The organism is Mesorhizobium sp. B2-3-6, assembly GCF_006442305.1.
Taxonomy (GTDB): domain Bacteria; phylum Pseudomonadota; class Alphaproteobacteria; order Rhizobiales; family Rhizobiaceae; genus Mesorhizobium.
Genome location: NZ_VFVW01000008.1, coordinates 135,396 through 150,447, shown reverse-complemented (window position 1 = coordinate 150,447; position 15,052 = coordinate 135,396). Strand labels below are relative to the sequence as shown.

The following is a 15,052-nucleotide window of genomic DNA, read 5'->3' as shown; positions in this document are numbered from 1 at the left end:
CTCGACCCGTCTGACGCGGGTTCACTGCTTTCGGGGCAAGGCCCCGTGTTCGAGCCTGATTTCGAAACCGGTTTTCGCCTTTTTCCGCGATCAGGCCCCGGATCAATCGTCCGCGACGACCGTGCAGCGGCCGCCGCCCCTTAGAATATCGCCGAAACCACCTTTTTCGTGGATCGAATAGACGATTATCGGAATGTTGTTTTCGCGCGCAAGTGCAATCGCTGCCGTATCCATGATGGAAAGGCCGCGATTTATCACTTCGGCATGGCTGATGCGCTCGAAACGCGTCGCGTTCGGGTCCTTCTTCGGGTCGGCAGAATAGACGCCGTCGACCTGTGTGCCCTTGAACAGCGCGTCGGCGCCGATTTCAGCGGCGCGAAGTGCCGCGGCCGAATCAGTGGTGAAGAACGGATTGCCGGTGCCGCCGGCAAAGATCACCACCTTGCCCTGGTTCATGTAGGCGGTTGCCTGGCGCTGCGAAAAGCTCTCGCAAAGCTCAGGCATGGCGATCGCGGAAAGAACCACCGCATCGACGCCGATCTTGTTCAGCGAGGTGCGCAGCGCCAGCGAATTGATGACGGTGGCGAGCATACCCATATGGTCGCCGGTGACGCGGTCGCCACCCTTGGAGGCAACCGCCACACCGCGAAAGATATTGCCGCCGCCGATGACGACGCCAACCTCGATGCCGAGCGCGCGGGCTTCGGCGATGTCGCCGGCGATGCGGTCGACGACCGAGACGTCGATGCCGAAATGCTGTTCGCCCATCAACGCTTCACCAGACGCTTTCAGCAAGACACGTCGGTAGAGGGGCTTCACCGTCATCTGGTCCTCGAAAATCTCGGCGCGGCAAATCAGGAGGCGAAACTGCCCCGCTTCGCCTGGCGGCGCTGGCATGATGGTTCGACCCGATACACGAAGGGCGCGGCGATGTCACGCCGCGCCCTTGCGCAAAATCCCAGGCTTTTTCGATCAGTTGCTGCTGATGCTGACCGCCTCGCCTTCCACCAGAACCTGCGGCGAATAGCCGGAGGGCTTGTCGCCGGTCACGACACCGCCGGCCACCCTGACCTGGATCTCGGGCCCGAAATAGGAATGCGGGAACGGCGCCGGCATGCTGCTCACCGAATCCAGCCGCTTGCGGAGTTCGGGGGCAATCGAAAAATCCAGCGCCGCGAGGTTGTCCTGCAGTTGTGCGAGCTTGGTCGCGCCCAGGATGACGGTTGCGACGCCGGGCTGCGTCGCCACCCAGTTGAGTGCCACCTGGGCCATGCTGCGGCCGAGTTCGGCGGCCACCTTTTCGAGCTCGGCCACGATCGCCCAATTGCGGTCGCTGAATTTCCGGAAGCTCGGATGCGTGGTGTTGCGGAAACCGTCGAGCCGGCCGGCATTGCCGGCTTGCGTCGGGCGATATTTGCCGCTGAGCAAGCCGCTGGCCAGCGGGCTCCAAACCATGACGCCGGCGCCATGATGCGTGGCGAAAGGCACGAACTCATGCTCGATCGAGCGTTCGGCCAGCGAATATTCGAGCTGCAGGGCCGAGATCGGCTCATAGCAGCGCAATTCTGCGATCGCCTGCGCCCGCCCCGCATACCAGGCCGGCACATCGGAAAGGCCGACGTGGCGCACCTTGCCCGCGCGCACCAGGTCGTCCAGCGTGCGCAGCACCTCCTCGGCCGGCGTCAGCCTGTCCCACACATGCATGAGATAGAGGTCGATATAGTCGGTTCCGAGCCGCTTCAGAGAGGCGTCCACGGCGCGCATTATGTTCTTGCGGCCATTGCCGCCGGCGTTCGGATTGCCCGGTTCTGAATTGAAGGTGAATTTAGTGGCGATCACCGCCTTGTCGCGCAATCCGCGCTCGGCGACGAATTCGCCGAGCCAGGTCTCGGCGGTGCCGCCGGTATAGAGATCGGCCGTGTCGAAGAAATTGCCGCCCGCCTCGACATATTCGTCGAAGATTGCGCGGGCTGTATCCCTATCAGTGCCCCAGCCTAATTCGGTGCCGAAGGTCATGGTGCCCAGCGCCAACCGGCTGACGCGCAAGCCGCTGTTGCCAAGCGTGTAGTAGTTCATGGTCATGATATTCTCCGATCGAGTTTGATGTTGGGTTATTGGCCGGGTGTCGTCTTGACCCAGGGATTGCCGCGCTCATGGGTCACGCGGAAGGTGAAGCCGTCGACCTTCCAACCCGCGCCGGAGCGGGTCAGGTGGTGCTCATATGTGCCCCAGACTTCCCAAAGCGGGTCGCCATTGCCTTCCATCCGGTTCCAGGCATAGCCGTTCGACAGGACGGTCGCCGTGTCCGCTTCGAGAACGACCTGGTGATTGGTGCGCAGATGCAGGCTGGTCTTGCTGCCCTTGAGGTTGCCGGCCCAGGCGCCGATCAGGTCGTCGGAGGCAATGTTGGCCGCCGGCTGTCCGGACAGGCTGCTGAAATCTGCGGTAACCCGATCCGCGAAATAGCTGCGGGCAAGTTTCCAGTCCTGTGCATCGACGGCGCGGTCGATGGCATCGGCGATGCGGATGACCGCGCGCTCGTCGGCAAGCACCTGCCATCTGGCCGGTTCGGCGCCACCGGCATCGATCGGCGCCAGCGCCAATCCTGCGGCGAAGGTCACGTGTTTCAAAGCGTTCATGTCTCGTCTCCAGGAAATCAGCCCGCCCGCTGTGTCGAGGACAATGTGGGTCAACGGGCCGCCATCGATAAGATTGCATTGTTCGCAAAGACTATGCGATATCATTCATGAATGGACCGGGACCTGCTTACCCACCTGCCCGTCATCGTTGCCGTGGCGCGACGGGGCGGCTTCGCGCTTGCCGCGGCCGAGCTCGGCATGAGCCCGTCGGCGGTCAGCCATGCTGTGCGGCTGGTGGAAGAGCGCATCGGCCAGCCGCTGTTTGCGCGCACGACGCGCAGCGTCTCGCTGACCGAAGCCGGCAAGGCACTGGTGGAGACAACGGGCCCTGCCCTCCAGGACATCGCGGAGCGGATGGACCGCATCCGCGGCGTCAAGGGGCGGCCCTCTGGCCTGCTCAGGATCAATGCCTCCAACATCGCGATCCCTTTGGCGGTGACGCCTGTGATCGCAGCCATGGCCGATCGCTATCCGGATGTGACGGTCGAGGTTTTCGCCGATCAAGCCCTGGTCGATATCGTCGGGGAAGGTTTTGACGCCGGCATTAGGCTGGGCGAGATGATCGCGCAGGACATGACCGCCATACGGCTGACGCAGCCCTTCAAGGCCGTGCTCGTCGCCTCGCCGGACTATATCGGAAGGCACGGCCGTCCCTGCGACGTGGCCGACCTCGCGAACCATAATTGCATAGGCTACAGGCTTCTCCGCTCCGGCGCGTTCTATCGCTGGGATCTGAACGACAATGGCAAGGAGGTCGTGGTCGAGACGCGTGGCACGGCCGTCGTGACCGATTCGCTGGCGGCGATCGACCTTGCGCTTGCAGGGGTCGGGCTCGCCTATGTGTTCGAGCCGCTGGTGCGCGCCGATCTTGCCGCCGGACGCCTCGTCCAGGTCTTGCCAAAGACGGCAATCGAGGAACCCGGTCTTTTCCTTTATTTTCCGCGCCGGGCATCGATGGCGCCGAAGCTGAGGGCCTTCATCGACACCGCACAAGAAATCGGCCGGGCATCCATGCGGACACCCGGCCGAGTTGCCTGAGCCGTTTAGCCTTACTTGTTCTCCGGGCTATTTCTTGACCGCCGCCGCGACTTCCGCCGCGAAATCGGTCGCTTCCTTCTCGATGCCTTCGCCGAGCGCGAAACGCAGATAGGCCGAGATCTTGGCCGGAGCGCCGATCTCCTTCTCGGCATCCTTCAGCGCCTTCTCGACGGTAATATCGGGATTGAGCACGAAGGCCTGCTTCAGAAGCACGACTTCCTCGTAGAACTTGCGCAGGCGGCCCTCGACCATCTTCTCGATGATCGCCTCCGGCTTGCCGGACTGGCGCGCCTGGTCGGCGAAGATCGCCTTCTCGCGCTCGACTGCCGCGGGATCGAGTTCCTCGGTGGTCAGCGCCATCGGGTTGGTGGCGGCGACATGCATGGCGACCTGGCGGGCGAATGCATTGGCCGCGTGCTCGTTGCCCGTGGTCTCGATAGCGACCAGGACGCCCAGCTTGCCAAGGCCGTCGGCAACCGCGTTGTGAACATAGGTCGCGACGGCGCCGTGCGGAACGGTGAGCTTGGCCGAACGGCGGAAGCCCATGTTCTCGCCGATGGTACCGACGGCGTCCTTGATGGTGTCGGTGACCGACTTGTCCGAACCCGGGTACTTCGCGGCAGCCACGGCCTCGCTCGTGCCATAGGCCAGCGCCACCTTGGCGACGTTGGCGACGATCTCCTGGAAGGCGGCGTTGCGGGCGACGAAGTCGGTCTCGGAATTGACCTCGACGACCGCGGCCTCACGCACGCCGGAATCGACACCGATCAGGCCCTCGGCCGCGGTGCGGCCTGCCTTCTTGTCGGCCTTGGAGATACCCTTCTTGCGCAGCCAGTCCACGGCTTCTTCCATGTTGCCGTTGGTCTCGTTCAACGCCGCCTTGCAGTCCATCATGCCCGCGCCGGTCAAGTCGCGGAGTTCTTTGACCTGTGCAGCCGAAATGCTCATTGTCGCCTCTTTGTTCAAATGCGCCGACGCACCATCGAATCTCGACGGTGCGTCCGTTTAACGCGTCAAAATATTAGAAAGATGAAGGCCGTGACCGGCCTTCGCTATCACGCTTCCGGAGTTTCCGCCGCCGGAGTTTCGCCGAGCACCGGTTCGACCGGAGCTTCCACCGAAGCGCCGATGTCGACACCCAGCGCGCCCTGCTGGCGGGCGATGCCGTCGATGGCAGCCTTCGCGATGAGGTCGCAATAGAGCTGGATGGCGCGCGCGGCGTCGTCATTGCCGGGGATCGGGAAATCGATCTTGTCCGGATCGCAGTTGGAATCGATGATGGCGACGACCGGAATGCCAAGGCGCTTGGCCTCGAGGATGGCGATCGCTTCCTTGTTGGTGTCGATCACGAACATCAGGTCGGGCGTCGAGCCCATGTCCTTGATGCCGCCGAGAGCCTTGTCGAGCTTCTCGCGCTCGCGGTCGAGGTTGAGACGCTCCTTCTTGGTCAACCCTTGCGCCTCGCCGGCCAGCATCTCGTCGAGCTTGCGCAGGCGCTGGATCGAGTTCGAGATCGTCTTCCAGTTGGTCAGCATGCCGCCCAGCCAACGCGAATTGACATAGTATTGGGCCGAACGCTGCGCGGCATCGGCGACGATGTCGGACGCCTGGCGCTTGGTGCCGACGAACAGCACGCGGCCGCCCTTGGCGACGGTGTCGGAAACCTGCTTCAGCGCCTGGTGCAGCAACGGCACCGTTTGGCTGAGGTCGATGATGTGGATGTTGTTGCGGGCGCCGTAGATATAGGGCGCCATCTTCGGGTTCCAGCGGTGGGTCTGGTGGCCGAAGTGAATGCCAGCTTCCAAAAGCTGGCGCATGCTGAAATCAGGCAGAGCCATTCTCATTTTCCTTTCCGGTTAGCCTCCACGGACACAGGCATTTTCGGACGAAGTCCTCGATGCCACCGGAGGTTTCAGCCGGATTTCTCCCGGGCAGACACCAAAGTCCGTGTGTGGAATGAGCGCGCATATAGAGGGGAAGTGCTCCAAACGCAAGCGCAACGACGCATTGCGGCGCGCCTGCGGCGATCCGCGCGTGCCCTCAACACTTTATCTTACCCTTTGGCACCCTCACCCGCCGGAAGATCGCGACGATCTCTTCACGATTGCACTCGATGGCACCGAGCCGCACCGCGCGGTCGCGCTCGAAACCGGTTATGTCATAATGCGGCGCCGATGTCTTCGGCGGCCCCTGGTAGGATGAGCGCTTGATGCCGAGTTGCGCGGCGAAACGATGCAGTTCATCGGTGTCGTCGGCCATCAGATGGCACCAGCGATGGCCAACCCATTTCCAGATCGCCGCGTCGACATAGACCGCCATGAGGCTCGCCGCATTCCTTCTTCCGCCGACCGGTACCGGCGACGAGCGATGATAGAAGGGATTCGCACAGAAGATGAAGCGGCCGGCGGCCTCGAGAAGATGAGAAGCCGCCGCGACGCTTTCAAGCCGTGGACCGCGACGGCGCTGCGTCGAGGCAAATCGAAGTTTATTTCGTCGGGCAGGCCTTCGTCTGGTCGAAAAGCGACAGATTGACCAGCTTGCCGGTCATGGAGAAATCGCCATAGTCCATGGTTAGATCGCGGGTGATGCCGTTCTCGTGCAGCTTGAAGCTGATCCGGTATTCCGGCGTCTCTTCTCCGTTCTTGGCACTGTCGTCGAAATAGGCGATGTCGACCGGCCAGTATTTGTCGGTGGCAAGCTTGGCCAGCGCCGGCGCTTCCGGATCGGCCTTGTCGGCATCGGTCCTCTTGCCGACGACGACGGTGGTGGACATCACCTTGTTGGCGTCCTCGGAACCGTCGAACAGATTGGTTTGATAGAAGTTTTCACCCTTCTCGGCCTTGTCGATCAATTCGACCAGGTGCTGGGTCGGAAACTGGGTGGCGGCAAGTTCCAGGCTGTTCTTCTCGGGCTTGTCGATATCGACCTTCAGCCCTTTCGTTTCCTTCGTGGCGACGCCCTTGACCTCCTTGTCGAGGTTCTGATCGACGAAGGATTTGGTCACGAACGAGAAGGTCTTGCCTTCGGCATCCTCGAACGTCGTCGTTTGCTGGTCGGTCAGCTTGGTATTGTCGCTGGTGGCGATCTGGGTGACGAAGCGAAATTTCACCGTATACCCCTCGCAGGCCGAGCCGTTGAATTCGTAGACCATGCGACCGGTAATGCCGGTGATCCCGGAGCGGTCGTCCGCCTTCTTGAGGGTAAGGTCGTAGACGGCGCGATGCGCCTGCAGCGCCGGCACGGCGAAAGCGGGACCTATCGAAAAGACCGCCGGCAACAGGACGGCATGGAATGCAAGGCGCGTTGCGCGCATGAGAGGCTCCGATCGTCGCGGCTGATGGCAGGCCGCAGGGAAAGATGGTCCAGCTTAAAAAAAGTCGTGGCGGAAGCGAGGCAAAAATAGCAATTTCGGCCCGGCTGACGCGGCGCCTTCCAGCAATAGGGAAAAGCAATGAGTGAAACAATCGAAAAGCGGCTAAACGACCTCGGGGTCACCATTCCCGCGGCCGCGGCGCCTGCCGCCAACTACGTGCCGCATTGCAGGACCGGAAACCTGCTTTTCACCGCCGGACAATTGCCGCTCAAGGACGGCAAGCTGCAGGCGAGCGGACTGCTTGGCCGCGACGTCGACACAGCAACCGGCAAGGAAGCGGCAAAATACTGCGCGATCAACATCCTGGCGCAAGCCAAGGCGGCACTTGGCGATCTCGAGAAGATACGCCGGCTCGTCAAAATCACCGTCTTCGTCGCCTCGGCGCCGGATTTCGTCGAGCAGCATCTGGTCGCCAACGGCGCCTCCGATTTCCTGGTGGCGGCGCTCGGCGACCGCGGCAAGCACGCCCGTTCCGCTGTCGGCACGGCTTCGCTGCCGCTTAATGCCGCGGTGGAAATCGAAGCGATCTTCGAAGTCGAATGAGCGAGCCTGACATGACCGACCTTTCCTGGCTGATTGCCCGGCCCGTCGCCCATCGCGGCTTTCACGACATGAACAAGACGCGCTGGGAAAACACCCTCTCCGCCTTTGCCGCCGCGGCCGAACGCGGCTATGCCATCGAGTGCGACGTGCACCTGTCGTCGGACGGAGTTCCCGTCATTATCCACGATGGCGACTTGCAGCGGCTGACTGGGCACGACGGTTTCGTCTGGCAGCGCACGGCGGCCGAACTGGCGGCGCTCAAGGTCGGCGGCACGTCTGATCATGTGCCGACGCTGCGCGAGGCGCTCGATCTGATCGACGGGCGGGTGCCGCTGGTGGTCGAACTAAAAGGCGTGGCTGGATACGACAATGGCCTTGTGGCGAGCGTCGGTAGGCTGCTCAAGCGCTACAAGGGCAAGGTGGCGATCATGTCGTTCGACCACTGGCTGATCCGCGATTTCGCCAGGGATGCGCCGGGCATCCCGGCTGGATTGACCGCCTATGGCAAGGACGACAGGCTGATCGAAGCGCATTTCGCCATGCTGGCGCATCAGATCGCCTTCACCTCCTACGCAGCGGGCGACCTGCCGAATCCATTCGTCAGCTTTGTCCGTGAACGGCTCAAAATGCCGGTCATCACCTGGACGGTGCATGACCAGCCGGCGGTCGATCTTACATTCAAATATGCGGACCAGATGACGTTCGAAGGGTTCGAGCCCGATCTGGTCAAGGTCGCTTGATATGGGTGCCTAGAACGTGACTTGTAGCGGTCCGGATGGAGCTTAAATAAGCCTCATGGATCAGGGCGACGACGGCGACGGGCAAACGGTTGATGCGGAGTATGCGATCCGCATTGCGGCGGGCATCGGCGCCTTCACCTGCGAAGAGTGGGACGGTTTCGCCGGGACCACGCGCAGTGATGCCGAAAACGGTTATAACCCCCTCGTTTCATATGCTTTCCTGAGCGCACTCGAGGATTCCGGCTGCGCCGTGCGGCGCACTGGCTGGCAAGGTCATCATCTCAGGCTGGAGAATGGTCAAGGCACGCTGCTCGGCGCGGTCCCTTGCTATCTCAAATCACACAGCCAGGGCGAATATGTGTTCGATCACGGCTGGTCGGATGCCTTCGAGCGCGCCGGCGGCCGTTACTATCCCAAGCTGCAATGCTCGGTACCGTTCACGCCGGTCACCGGCCCTCGCCTACTGGTGAGCAGGGGCCAGCATTCCGGCACCGTCAAGGCCGGGCTCGCCGCGGGATTGAAGGCGGTGACGGAAAGGCTCGGCGTCTCTTCCGCCCATGTTACCTTCGCGCAGGAGAGCGACGTGGACGTGCTGGAGGCGGCGGGCTTCCTGCATCGCACCGACCAGCAGTTCCACTTCGTCAACGAGGGCTTCTCGACCTATGACGATTTCCTCGCCACGCTCGCCTCGCGCAAGCGCAAAGCGATGAAGAAGGAGCGCCGCGAGGCGCTTGCCGACGGCATCTCCATCGACTGGCTTACCGGCAAGGACCTTACCGAACGCGCCTGGGACGACTTCTTCGCCTTCTACATGGACACCGGCAGCCGCAAATGGGGCCGGCCCTATCTGAACCGCGAATTCTTCTCGCTGATCGGCGAGCGGATGCCCGATGACATCCTGCTGGTGATGGCCAGGCGCAACGGCCGCTACATTGCCGGCGCTATCAACTTCATCGGCTCTGATGCGCTCTACGGCCGCAACTGGGGCTGCATCGAGGATCATCCGTTCCTGCATTTCGAGGTCTGCTATCACCAGGCCATCGACTTCGCCATCGAACGCAAGCTGAAGGTGGTCGAGGCGGGCGCACAGGGCGAACATAAGCTGGCGCGAGGCTACCGGCCGGTGATCATGCATTCCGCGCATTACATCGCCCATCCCGGCCTGCGCAACGCCGTCGCCGACTATCTCAGGCGCGAACGGCGCGAGGTGGAACGCATGAGCGAATATCTCGAAGAACACACGCCATTCCGCAAGGATCTGGAGGAGTAGGCCATCCCGCGGGGCAGGAGCATATGTCAGGTTCGGCATCCCTTGGGTTGGCAGTGCACGCCTGTCGAGATCGGCTTCATCGATCTCGCCTGATCGTCTTGCCGCTCACGAGAGGCTTCGCTACACCAATCAGCGAGGCACAATCCGGAGCGTTCGCCATGGCCGAAACCGCCTATGACACCGACAACATCTTTGCCAAGATCCTGCGCGGTGAAATTCCCTCGCACCGCGTCTACGAGGACGAAGCGGTCGTTGCCTTCATGGATGTGATGCCACAGGGGCCAGGCCATACGCTGGTGGTGCCGAAGACGCCTTCGCGCAATCTGCTCGACGCCGATCCGGCAACGTTCGGCCCGCTTTTCACAGTCGTGCAGAAGGTGGCGCTCGCCGTCCGCGAGGCATTCAAGGCCGATGGCGTCACCGTGATGCAGTTCAACGAGCCGGCTTCCGGGCAGACCGTCTATCACCTTCACGTCCACGTCATTCCGCGCTTCGAAGGCATCGCGCTGAAGCCGCATACGGGCCAGATGGAGAAACCCGAGGTGCTGGCCGAGAATGCCGGCCGGATAAAGGCGGCCATGCCGCTATCCTGACGCCTGGCTTTCAGCTGCCCCCATTGCGGCCGTCTGGGGAAGTTGCGCATCGAAAACGATGAACCCGAGCCGCCAGCATATCAGCGTGATCGCCATTCCGCTGAACATCTACCAAATTGTGCCCGCCGTGGACGACGATCGCGCCGCGCGGCCGAGATTCCCCCATCGCCGGCTGAGAGCACGCGATCAGGATAGCTTGTCCCTGGAGAATGCCGACAGCCTCTCAAACGCCGTCGGAGGCTCTACATTTTGCCTGAGGCGCCCGCGGATCGCATCCGCACATTGTGCTGGCGTCAGCAGCGATGTGTCGACTTCCAGATCATACACGCCAGGCCGGTGTACCTCCTCCTGCCACAGGCGCACCGCCAACGGCACGGAGTCGTCGGGCGATCCCGTCACATATCCCCTCCCCGCCGGACTGTCGGCGCGCCTCTGCATGATGATTTCGATCGGGCAGCGGACACCGACAAACAGAACCGGCAGGCCTGCGAGGCGCCGGGCGCAATCGACAAGGCAATCAAGGGGTCGCGAATAGCTGTCGTGATGACCGAGATCGGCCACGACATTCAACCCCACTCGGCTGTGGGCGGCGATCGATTCGTAGAGCGCGGCGTAGAACCTCGGCACGAGACCCTCGATATCCGGGCGCTCGCCGCCGGGCCGCAAACCTATCCCCGGGCGACAGCGCAGCGGCGTGACCTGCTCATAGGTGTCGACCCCCAGGTTCATCCATGGGCCCTCGAAGCTCTCCTGAACTGCCTGGACGATGCTCGATTTCCCCGATCGCGGTGCGCCGTTGAGGATGATGATCTGGCCTGGTTCAGACATAAAATTCCCCGTCTCATGGAGGCACTTGACCGGAACGGCATCCAACGCGCCGCCATGGTCTGGTCCCGCGGAGCGAACTCCTTCACCAACGAGGCCATGGTCTCCGAGATCGGCGATGCGTACAGTCTGGGCGCTACTTTCGGAAACGACTTTTCGCGCATGCTCGTTACCGGCAAGGCGCCGTCGGGATTGCATATCTCGATACCGTTGGGCCAACATATAAAATCGTTCCTCGGCGGTAAGCCGAAATACGCGGCCTGCGAGGCCTTCGGCCGGGCACCCGGCCTGTCCGGCATGGTCGGCGCCAAGGTGGGAGCACCGCCGTCCTGGACGGACAAATCAGCCAAAATCCGCCCGACGCCGCTTGCTGTCCAGGGGCCGCCGGCAACGCTTCAGTGATCGTCCCTTTGTGCCAACAAAAAAGCCCCGTTTCCGGGGCTTTTTCGAGGGAGTGACTATCAGCTCTTGCGCGGCAGTTGCGGCACCAGGCTGCGCTTGCCGCCGTCCTTGCCCTTGGGCTCGGGCTTCTGCGCGACGGCCTTCTTGACCGCCGGCTTCTTGGCCACTGCCTTGCGCTGCTTGGGGGTGTCTTCCGGTTCTTCCTTCTTGGGCTTCACCGGTGCCTCGTCGGCGAGCGATTCGAGCTTCAGGCCGGTCTCGCCGGTTTCCTTCTTCTCGACGCTGACGCGCACCGTGCCGCCCTTCTTGAGCTTGCCGAACAGCACTTCGTCTGCCAGCGGCTTCTTGATGTGCTCCTGGATGACGCGGCCGAGCGGACGCGCACCCATGCGCTCGTCATAGCCCTTGTCGGCGAGCCAGGCGATCGCATCCGGCGACAGGTCGAAGGTGACGCCACGCTCGGAGAGCTGGGCCTCCAGCTGCATGACGAACTTCTGCACCACCTGATGGATAACCGGCACCGGCAGCGAGCCGAACGGGATGATCGCATCGAGACGGTTGCGGAACTCCGGCGTGAACAGCCGGTTGATCGCCTCGACGTCGTCGCCTTCGCGCTTGGTCGAACCGAAACCGATCGCCGCGCGCTGCGCATCCGACGCGCCCGCATTGGTGGTCATGATCAGGATGACATTGCGGAAGTCGATCTGCTTGCCGTTGTGGTCGGTCAGCTTGCCATGGTCCATCACCTGCAACAGGATGTTGAACAGGTCCGGATGCGCCTTCTCGACCTCGTCCAGCAGCAGCACGCAATGCGGATGCTGGTCGACGCCGTCGGTCAAAAGGCCGCCCTGATCGAAACCGACATAGCCGGGAGGCGCGCCGATCAACCGAGAGACCGTGTGGCGTTCCATATATTCCGACATGTCGAAACGGATCAGCTCGACGCCGAGCGAAGCGGCCAATTGCTTGGCGACTTCGGTCTTGCCGACGCCGGTCGGACCCGAGAACAGATAGGAGCCGATCGGCTTCTCCGGTTCGCGCAGGCCGGCACGCGCCAGCTTGATCGCCGAGGTCAGCGCGGTGATCGCAGTGTCCTGGCCGTAGACGACGCGCTTCAGCTCGATGTCGAGACCCTGCAGCACCTTCTCGTCATCGGCCGAAACAGTCTTCGGCGGGATGCGCGCCATGGTGGCGATCGTCGCTTCGATCTCCTTGATGCCGATGGTCTTCTTGCGCTTGGCCTCCGGCACCAGCATCTGCGAGGCGCCGGTCTCGTCGATCACGTCGATCGCCTTATCCGGCAGCTTGCGGTCGTTGATGTAGCGCGCCGACAGCTCAACCGAAGCCTTGATGGCTTCCGTCGTGTAGCGGACCTTGTGGAACTCCTCGAAATAGGGCTTCAGGCCCTTCATGATCTCGATGGCGTCCTCGATGGTCGGCTCGTTGACGTCGATCTTCTGGAAGCGACGTACGAGCGCGCGGTCCTTCTCAAAGAACTGGCGGAACTCCTTGTAGGTTGTCGAACCGATGCAGCGGATCGCACCCGAAGACAGTGCCGGCTTCAACAGGTTCGACGCATCCATGGCGCCGCCCGACGTCGCGCCGGCGCCAATGACGGTGTGGATCTCGTCGATGAACAGCACAGCGCCCGGATAATCCTCGAGCTCCTTGACGACCTGCTTCAGTCGCTCCTCGAAATCGCCGCGATAGCGCGTGCCGGCCAAAAGCGTGCCCATGTCGAGCGCGAAGATGGTGGCGTTGTGCAACACCTCCGGAACATCACCCTCGACGATGCGCTTGGCGAGGCCCTCGGCGATCGCCGTCTTGCCGACGCCGGGATCGCCGACATAAAGCGGATTGTTCTTGGAACGGCGGCACAGCACCTGGATGGTGCGGTTGATCTCGGACTCGCGCCCGATCAGCGGATCGATCTTGCCGGCCTTGGCCTTGTTGTTGAGATTGACGCAATAAGCGGTCAGCGCGTCCTGCTGCTGCTTCTTCTTGCCGCCTTCCTCTTGCGGCTCGGCGCCGTTCGCGCCACCCTGCTCGTCATCGGCGCCGCGCGGCGAACGCGTCTCCGACGCGCCCGGACGTTTGGCGATGCCGTGCGAGATGTAGTTGACCGCGTCGTAACGGGTCATCTGCTGTTCCTGCAGGAAATAGGCGGCATGGCTCTCGCGCTCGGCGAAGATGGCGACGAGCACGTTGGCGCCGGAGACCTCTTCGCGGCCGGACGACTGCACATGGATCACCGCACGCTGAATGACGCGCTGGAAGCCGGCGGTCGGCTTGGAATCCTCGTCATAGCCGGTAACCAGATTGTCGAGCTCGGTGTCGATATAGGTGAGAACAGTGTGCTTCAACTCGTCGAGATCGACATTGCAGGCGCGCATGACGGCGGCCGCCTCGGTGTCGTCGATCAGGGCGAGCAGCAGATGTTCAAGGGTTGCATATTCATGGTGCCGCTCGTTGGCGAGCGTCAGCGCTTGGTGAAGCGCCTTTTCCAGGCCTTGGGAGAAAGCCGGCATGTTACCTCACTTCTTCTCCATCACGCATTGCAGCGGATGCTGATTTTGTCGGGCGAAATCCATGACCTGGGACACTTTGGTCTCGGCCACCTCGAATGTATAGACCCCGCACTCGCCCACTCCATGATTGTGAACATGAAGCATGATGCGTGTGGCGGCTTCGCGGTCCTTCTGGAAAAAACGTTCCAGCACGTGAACCACGAACTCCATCGGTGTGTAGTCGTCGTTCAGGATGAGGACCCGATAGAGGCTGGGTTTCTTGGTCTTGGTCTTTGTGCGCGTGATGACCGCCGTGCCGCGGCCGGCCTCATTGCCGTCGCCGCTGCCGTTCTGCATCCGTGCCCTGGTGGCAGTCAAACCGATCGTCACGTAATCCTGCCTCTTTCGAATCCTCATGCGAGTTCGACATGTAGGTGTTCGATGGACGATTTTAAGCCCTTCTGGTTAGCTGACAATATGGCTAGGTGCCCAACTTGGCGGATTTTCGCAATCGTGAAGGCGAGCCAGGCCCCTGATCGGAAATTGACATGAAAAAACCCGGCCACGCTGGCGCGGCCGGGCTCTGTCTTGGCCCAATGGGCCCAGATCTCGTACTGCCGAACGAAATTACTTCGCCTTGGCAACGATCGATTCGAACGGCTTGTAGGCTTCCTTGGCGAGTTCGGCATAGAGGTCGCCGATCTTGGTGGCCTCGGCGACGAACGCCTCATAGGACTGCTTGGCATAGTCGGACTGGACCTCGATCGCCTTGTCGAGCGACTTGGCCGAAACAATCTTCTCGAAAGCGGCGCTGCCGGCTTCGAAGCTCTTCTTGGTGTATTCGCCGGCCTCGGCCGCAATTGCCTGCGCGCCCTTGGACAAAGAGGCGAAGCTCTTCAAGCCGGTGTCGGCGAACTCTTTGCCGTATTTGCTGAAGTCCTCATAGGTCTGCGTCATTTCAATTCTCCCTGGACGGTTGATGCGCCCTGCCCCGAGCGCCTTGTGCAATGCACTCGAATATATTGTGCGACGCACAAAAGTCAAGAAATCGCCAGCTTCCGTCCTAGCCGGTGTGGGCAATGGCTAAAATTCGAATAAACAGAGGCTCAAACCACCAGAAAA

At 62.0% G+C, this 15,052-nt stretch carries 16 protein-coding genes and 1 pseudogene; 6 read left to right on the top strand and 11 right to left on the bottom strand.

Annotation, left to right across the window (positions count from 1 at the left end):
* Positions 1-102: 102 nt before the first annotated feature.
* The 3 genes from pyrH to FJ953_RS22755 form a co-directional block, all read right to left on the bottom strand.
* Positions 103-825, bottom strand: a complete 723-nt coding sequence (gene pyrH, locus FJ953_RS22765; RefSeq protein ID WP_140498986.1) for a UMP kinase — start codon at positions 823-825, stop codon at positions 103-105.
* A gap of 147 nt (positions 826-972) precedes the next feature.
* Positions 973-2,082 carry an aldo/keto reductase gene (locus FJ953_RS22760; RefSeq protein WP_140498700.1) on the bottom strand — a complete coding sequence of 370 codons (1,110 nt, stop codon included), beginning with the start codon at positions 2,080-2,082 and terminating at the stop codon, positions 973-975.
* A 29-nt stretch (positions 2,083-2,111) separates the two neighbouring features.
* The gene (locus tag FJ953_RS22755; RefSeq protein WP_140625109.1) at positions 2,112-2,639 is read right to left on the bottom strand and encodes a nuclear transport factor 2 family protein; all 528 of its coding nucleotides are present in this window, start codon (positions 2,637-2,639) and stop codon (positions 2,112-2,114) included.
* Between the two features lie 111 nt (positions 2,640-2,750).
* Here FJ953_RS22755 and FJ953_RS22750 point away from each other — a divergent pair, with 111 nt between their 5' ends.
* A complete protein-coding gene (locus FJ953_RS22750) occupies positions 2,751-3,677 on the top strand; it encodes a LysR family transcriptional regulator (RefSeq protein WP_140625108.1) in 927 nt (308 codons plus the stop codon).
* 27 nt (positions 3,678-3,704) lie between these two features.
* On the opposite strand, the gene tsf is transcribed toward FJ953_RS22750, so the two are convergent.
* From tsf to FJ953_RS22730, 4 genes are all read right to left on the bottom strand, one after another.
* Entirely contained in the window at positions 3,705-4,625 is a 921-nt protein-coding gene (tsf, locus tag FJ953_RS22745) for a translation elongation factor Ts (RefSeq protein ID WP_140498706.1), read from the bottom strand.
* A 107-nt stretch (positions 4,626-4,732) separates the two neighbouring features.
* Positions 4,733-5,515, bottom strand: a complete 783-nt coding sequence (rpsB, locus tag FJ953_RS22740; protein ID WP_140498708.1) for a 30S ribosomal protein S2 — start codon at positions 5,513-5,515, stop codon at positions 4,733-4,735.
* 202 nt (positions 5,516-5,717) lie between these two features.
* Entirely contained in the window at positions 5,718-5,996 is a 279-nt protein-coding gene (locus tag FJ953_RS22735) for a DUF4031 domain-containing protein (protein ID WP_140525241.1), read from the bottom strand.
* A 166-nt stretch (positions 5,997-6,162) separates the two neighbouring features.
* Positions 6,163-6,990, bottom strand: coding sequence for a cell envelope integrity EipB family protein (locus tag FJ953_RS22730; RefSeq protein ID WP_140525242.1), 828 nt, complete (start codon positions 6,988-6,990; stop codon positions 6,163-6,165).
* A 138-nt stretch (positions 6,991-7,128) separates the two neighbouring features.
* On the opposite strand from FJ953_RS22730, the gene FJ953_RS22725 reads away from it, so the two are divergent.
* The 4 genes from FJ953_RS22725 to FJ953_RS22710 all read left to right on the top strand — a co-directional run bounded on the left by FJ953_RS22725 (position 7,129) and on the right by FJ953_RS22710 (position 10,196).
* The gene (locus FJ953_RS22725) at positions 7,129-7,593 is read left to right on the top strand and encodes a RidA family protein (protein WP_140525243.1); all 465 of its coding nucleotides are present in this window, start codon (positions 7,129-7,131) and stop codon (positions 7,591-7,593) included.
* Between the two features lie 11 nt (positions 7,594-7,604).
* The gene (locus FJ953_RS22720; RefSeq protein WP_140515351.1) at positions 7,605-8,333 is read left to right on the top strand and encodes a glycerophosphodiester phosphodiesterase; all 729 of its coding nucleotides are present in this window, start codon (positions 7,605-7,607) and stop codon (positions 8,331-8,333) included.
* Positions 8,334-8,388: 55 nt separating this feature from the next.
* Positions 8,389-9,603, top strand: a complete 1,215-nt coding sequence (locus FJ953_RS22715) for a GNAT family N-acetyltransferase (RefSeq protein WP_140625107.1) — start codon at positions 8,389-8,391, stop codon at positions 9,601-9,603.
* Positions 9,604-9,761: 158 nt separating this feature from the next.
* Entirely contained in the window at positions 9,762-10,196 is a 435-nt protein-coding gene (locus FJ953_RS22710; protein ID WP_140560942.1) for an HIT family protein, read from the top strand.
* A 186-nt stretch (positions 10,197-10,382) separates the two neighbouring features.
* Here the strand turns inward: FJ953_RS22710 and FJ953_RS22705 are convergent, their stop codons facing one another.
* Positions 10,383-11,024, bottom strand: a complete 642-nt coding sequence (locus FJ953_RS22705) for a chloramphenicol phosphotransferase (RefSeq protein ID WP_140625106.1) — start codon at positions 11,022-11,024, stop codon at positions 10,383-10,385.
* 18 nt (positions 11,025-11,042) lie between these two features.
* On the opposite strand from FJ953_RS22705, the pseudogene FJ953_RS22700 reads away from it, so the two are divergent.
* Positions 11,043-11,423, top strand: a pseudogene (locus FJ953_RS22700) (hypothetical protein); the annotation flags it as partial.
* A gap of 59 nt (positions 11,424-11,482) precedes the next feature.
* On the opposite strand, the gene clpA reads toward FJ953_RS22700, so the two are convergent.
* From clpA to FJ953_RS22685, 3 genes are all read right to left on the bottom strand, one after another.
* The gene (gene clpA, locus FJ953_RS22695; RefSeq protein ID WP_140515345.1) at positions 11,483-13,951 is read right to left on the bottom strand and encodes an ATP-dependent Clp protease ATP-binding subunit ClpA; all 2,469 of its coding nucleotides are present in this window, start codon (positions 13,949-13,951) and stop codon (positions 11,483-11,485) included.
* Between the two features lie 6 nt (positions 13,952-13,957).
* Entirely contained in the window at positions 13,958-14,287 is a 330-nt protein-coding gene (clpS, locus tag FJ953_RS22690) for an ATP-dependent Clp protease adapter ClpS (RefSeq protein ID WP_027051901.1), read from the bottom strand.
* 270 nt (positions 14,288-14,557) lie between these two features.
* A complete protein-coding gene (locus tag FJ953_RS22685) occupies positions 14,558-14,887 on the bottom strand; it encodes a phasin family protein (RefSeq protein WP_140498728.1) in 330 nt (109 codons plus the stop codon).
* Positions 14,888-15,052 lie beyond the last annotated feature (165 nt).

Excerpts from the sequence above, each read along its gene's own strand:
- FJ953_RS22735 (WP_140525241.1), bottom strand. The coding sequence starts at position 5,996 with ATGGCGGTCTATGTCGACGCGGCGATCTGGAAATGGGTTGGCCATCGC.
- tsf (WP_140498706.1), bottom strand. The coding sequence starts at position 4,625 with ATGAGCATTTCGGCTGCACAGGTCAAAGAACTCCGCGACTTGACCGGC.
- FJ953_RS22755 (WP_140625109.1), bottom strand. The coding sequence starts at position 2,639 with ATGAACGCTTTGAAACACGTGACCTTCGCCGCAGGATTGGCGCTGGCG.
- FJ953_RS22730 (WP_140525242.1), bottom strand. The coding sequence starts at position 6,990 with ATGCGCGCAACGCGCCTTGCATTCCATGCCGTCCTGTTGCCGGCGGTC.
- clpS (WP_027051901.1), bottom strand. The coding sequence starts at position 14,287 with ATGCAGAACGGCAGCGGCGACGGCAATGAGGCCGGCCGCGGCACGGCG.
- FJ953_RS22710 (WP_140560942.1), top strand. The coding sequence starts at position 9,762 with ATGGCCGAAACCGCCTATGACACCGACAACATCTTTGCCAAGATCCTG.
- pyrH (WP_140498986.1), bottom strand. The coding sequence starts at position 825 with ATGACGGTGAAGCCCCTCTACCGACGTGTCTTGCTGAAAGCGTCTGGT.
- rpsB (WP_140498708.1), bottom strand. The coding sequence starts at position 5,515 with ATGGCTCTGCCTGATTTCAGCATGCGCCAGCTTTTGGAAGCTGGCATT.
- clpA (WP_140515345.1), bottom strand. The coding sequence starts at position 13,951 with ATGCCGGCTTTCTCCCAAGGCCTGGAAAAGGCGCTTCACCAAGCGCTG.
- FJ953_RS22720 (WP_140515351.1), top strand. The coding sequence starts at position 7,605 with ATGACCGACCTTTCCTGGCTGATTGCCCGGCCCGTCGCCCATCGCGGC.
- FJ953_RS22725 (WP_140525243.1), top strand. The coding sequence starts at position 7,129 with ATGAGTGAAACAATCGAAAAGCGGCTAAACGACCTCGGGGTCACCATT.
- FJ953_RS22760 (WP_140498700.1), bottom strand. The coding sequence starts at position 2,082 with ATGACCATGAACTACTACACGCTTGGCAACAGCGGCTTGCGCGTCAGC.
- FJ953_RS22685 (WP_140498728.1), bottom strand. The coding sequence starts at position 14,887 with ATGACGCAGACCTATGAGGACTTCAGCAAATACGGCAAAGAGTTCGCC.
- FJ953_RS22705 (WP_140625106.1), bottom strand. The coding sequence starts at position 11,024 with ATGTCTGAACCAGGCCAGATCATCATCCTCAACGGCGCACCGCGATCG.
- FJ953_RS22750 (WP_140625108.1), top strand. The coding sequence starts at position 2,751 with ATGGACCGGGACCTGCTTACCCACCTGCCCGTCATCGTTGCCGTGGCG.
- FJ953_RS22715 (WP_140625107.1), top strand. The coding sequence starts at position 8,389 with ATGGATCAGGGCGACGACGGCGACGGGCAAACGGTTGATGCGGAGTAT.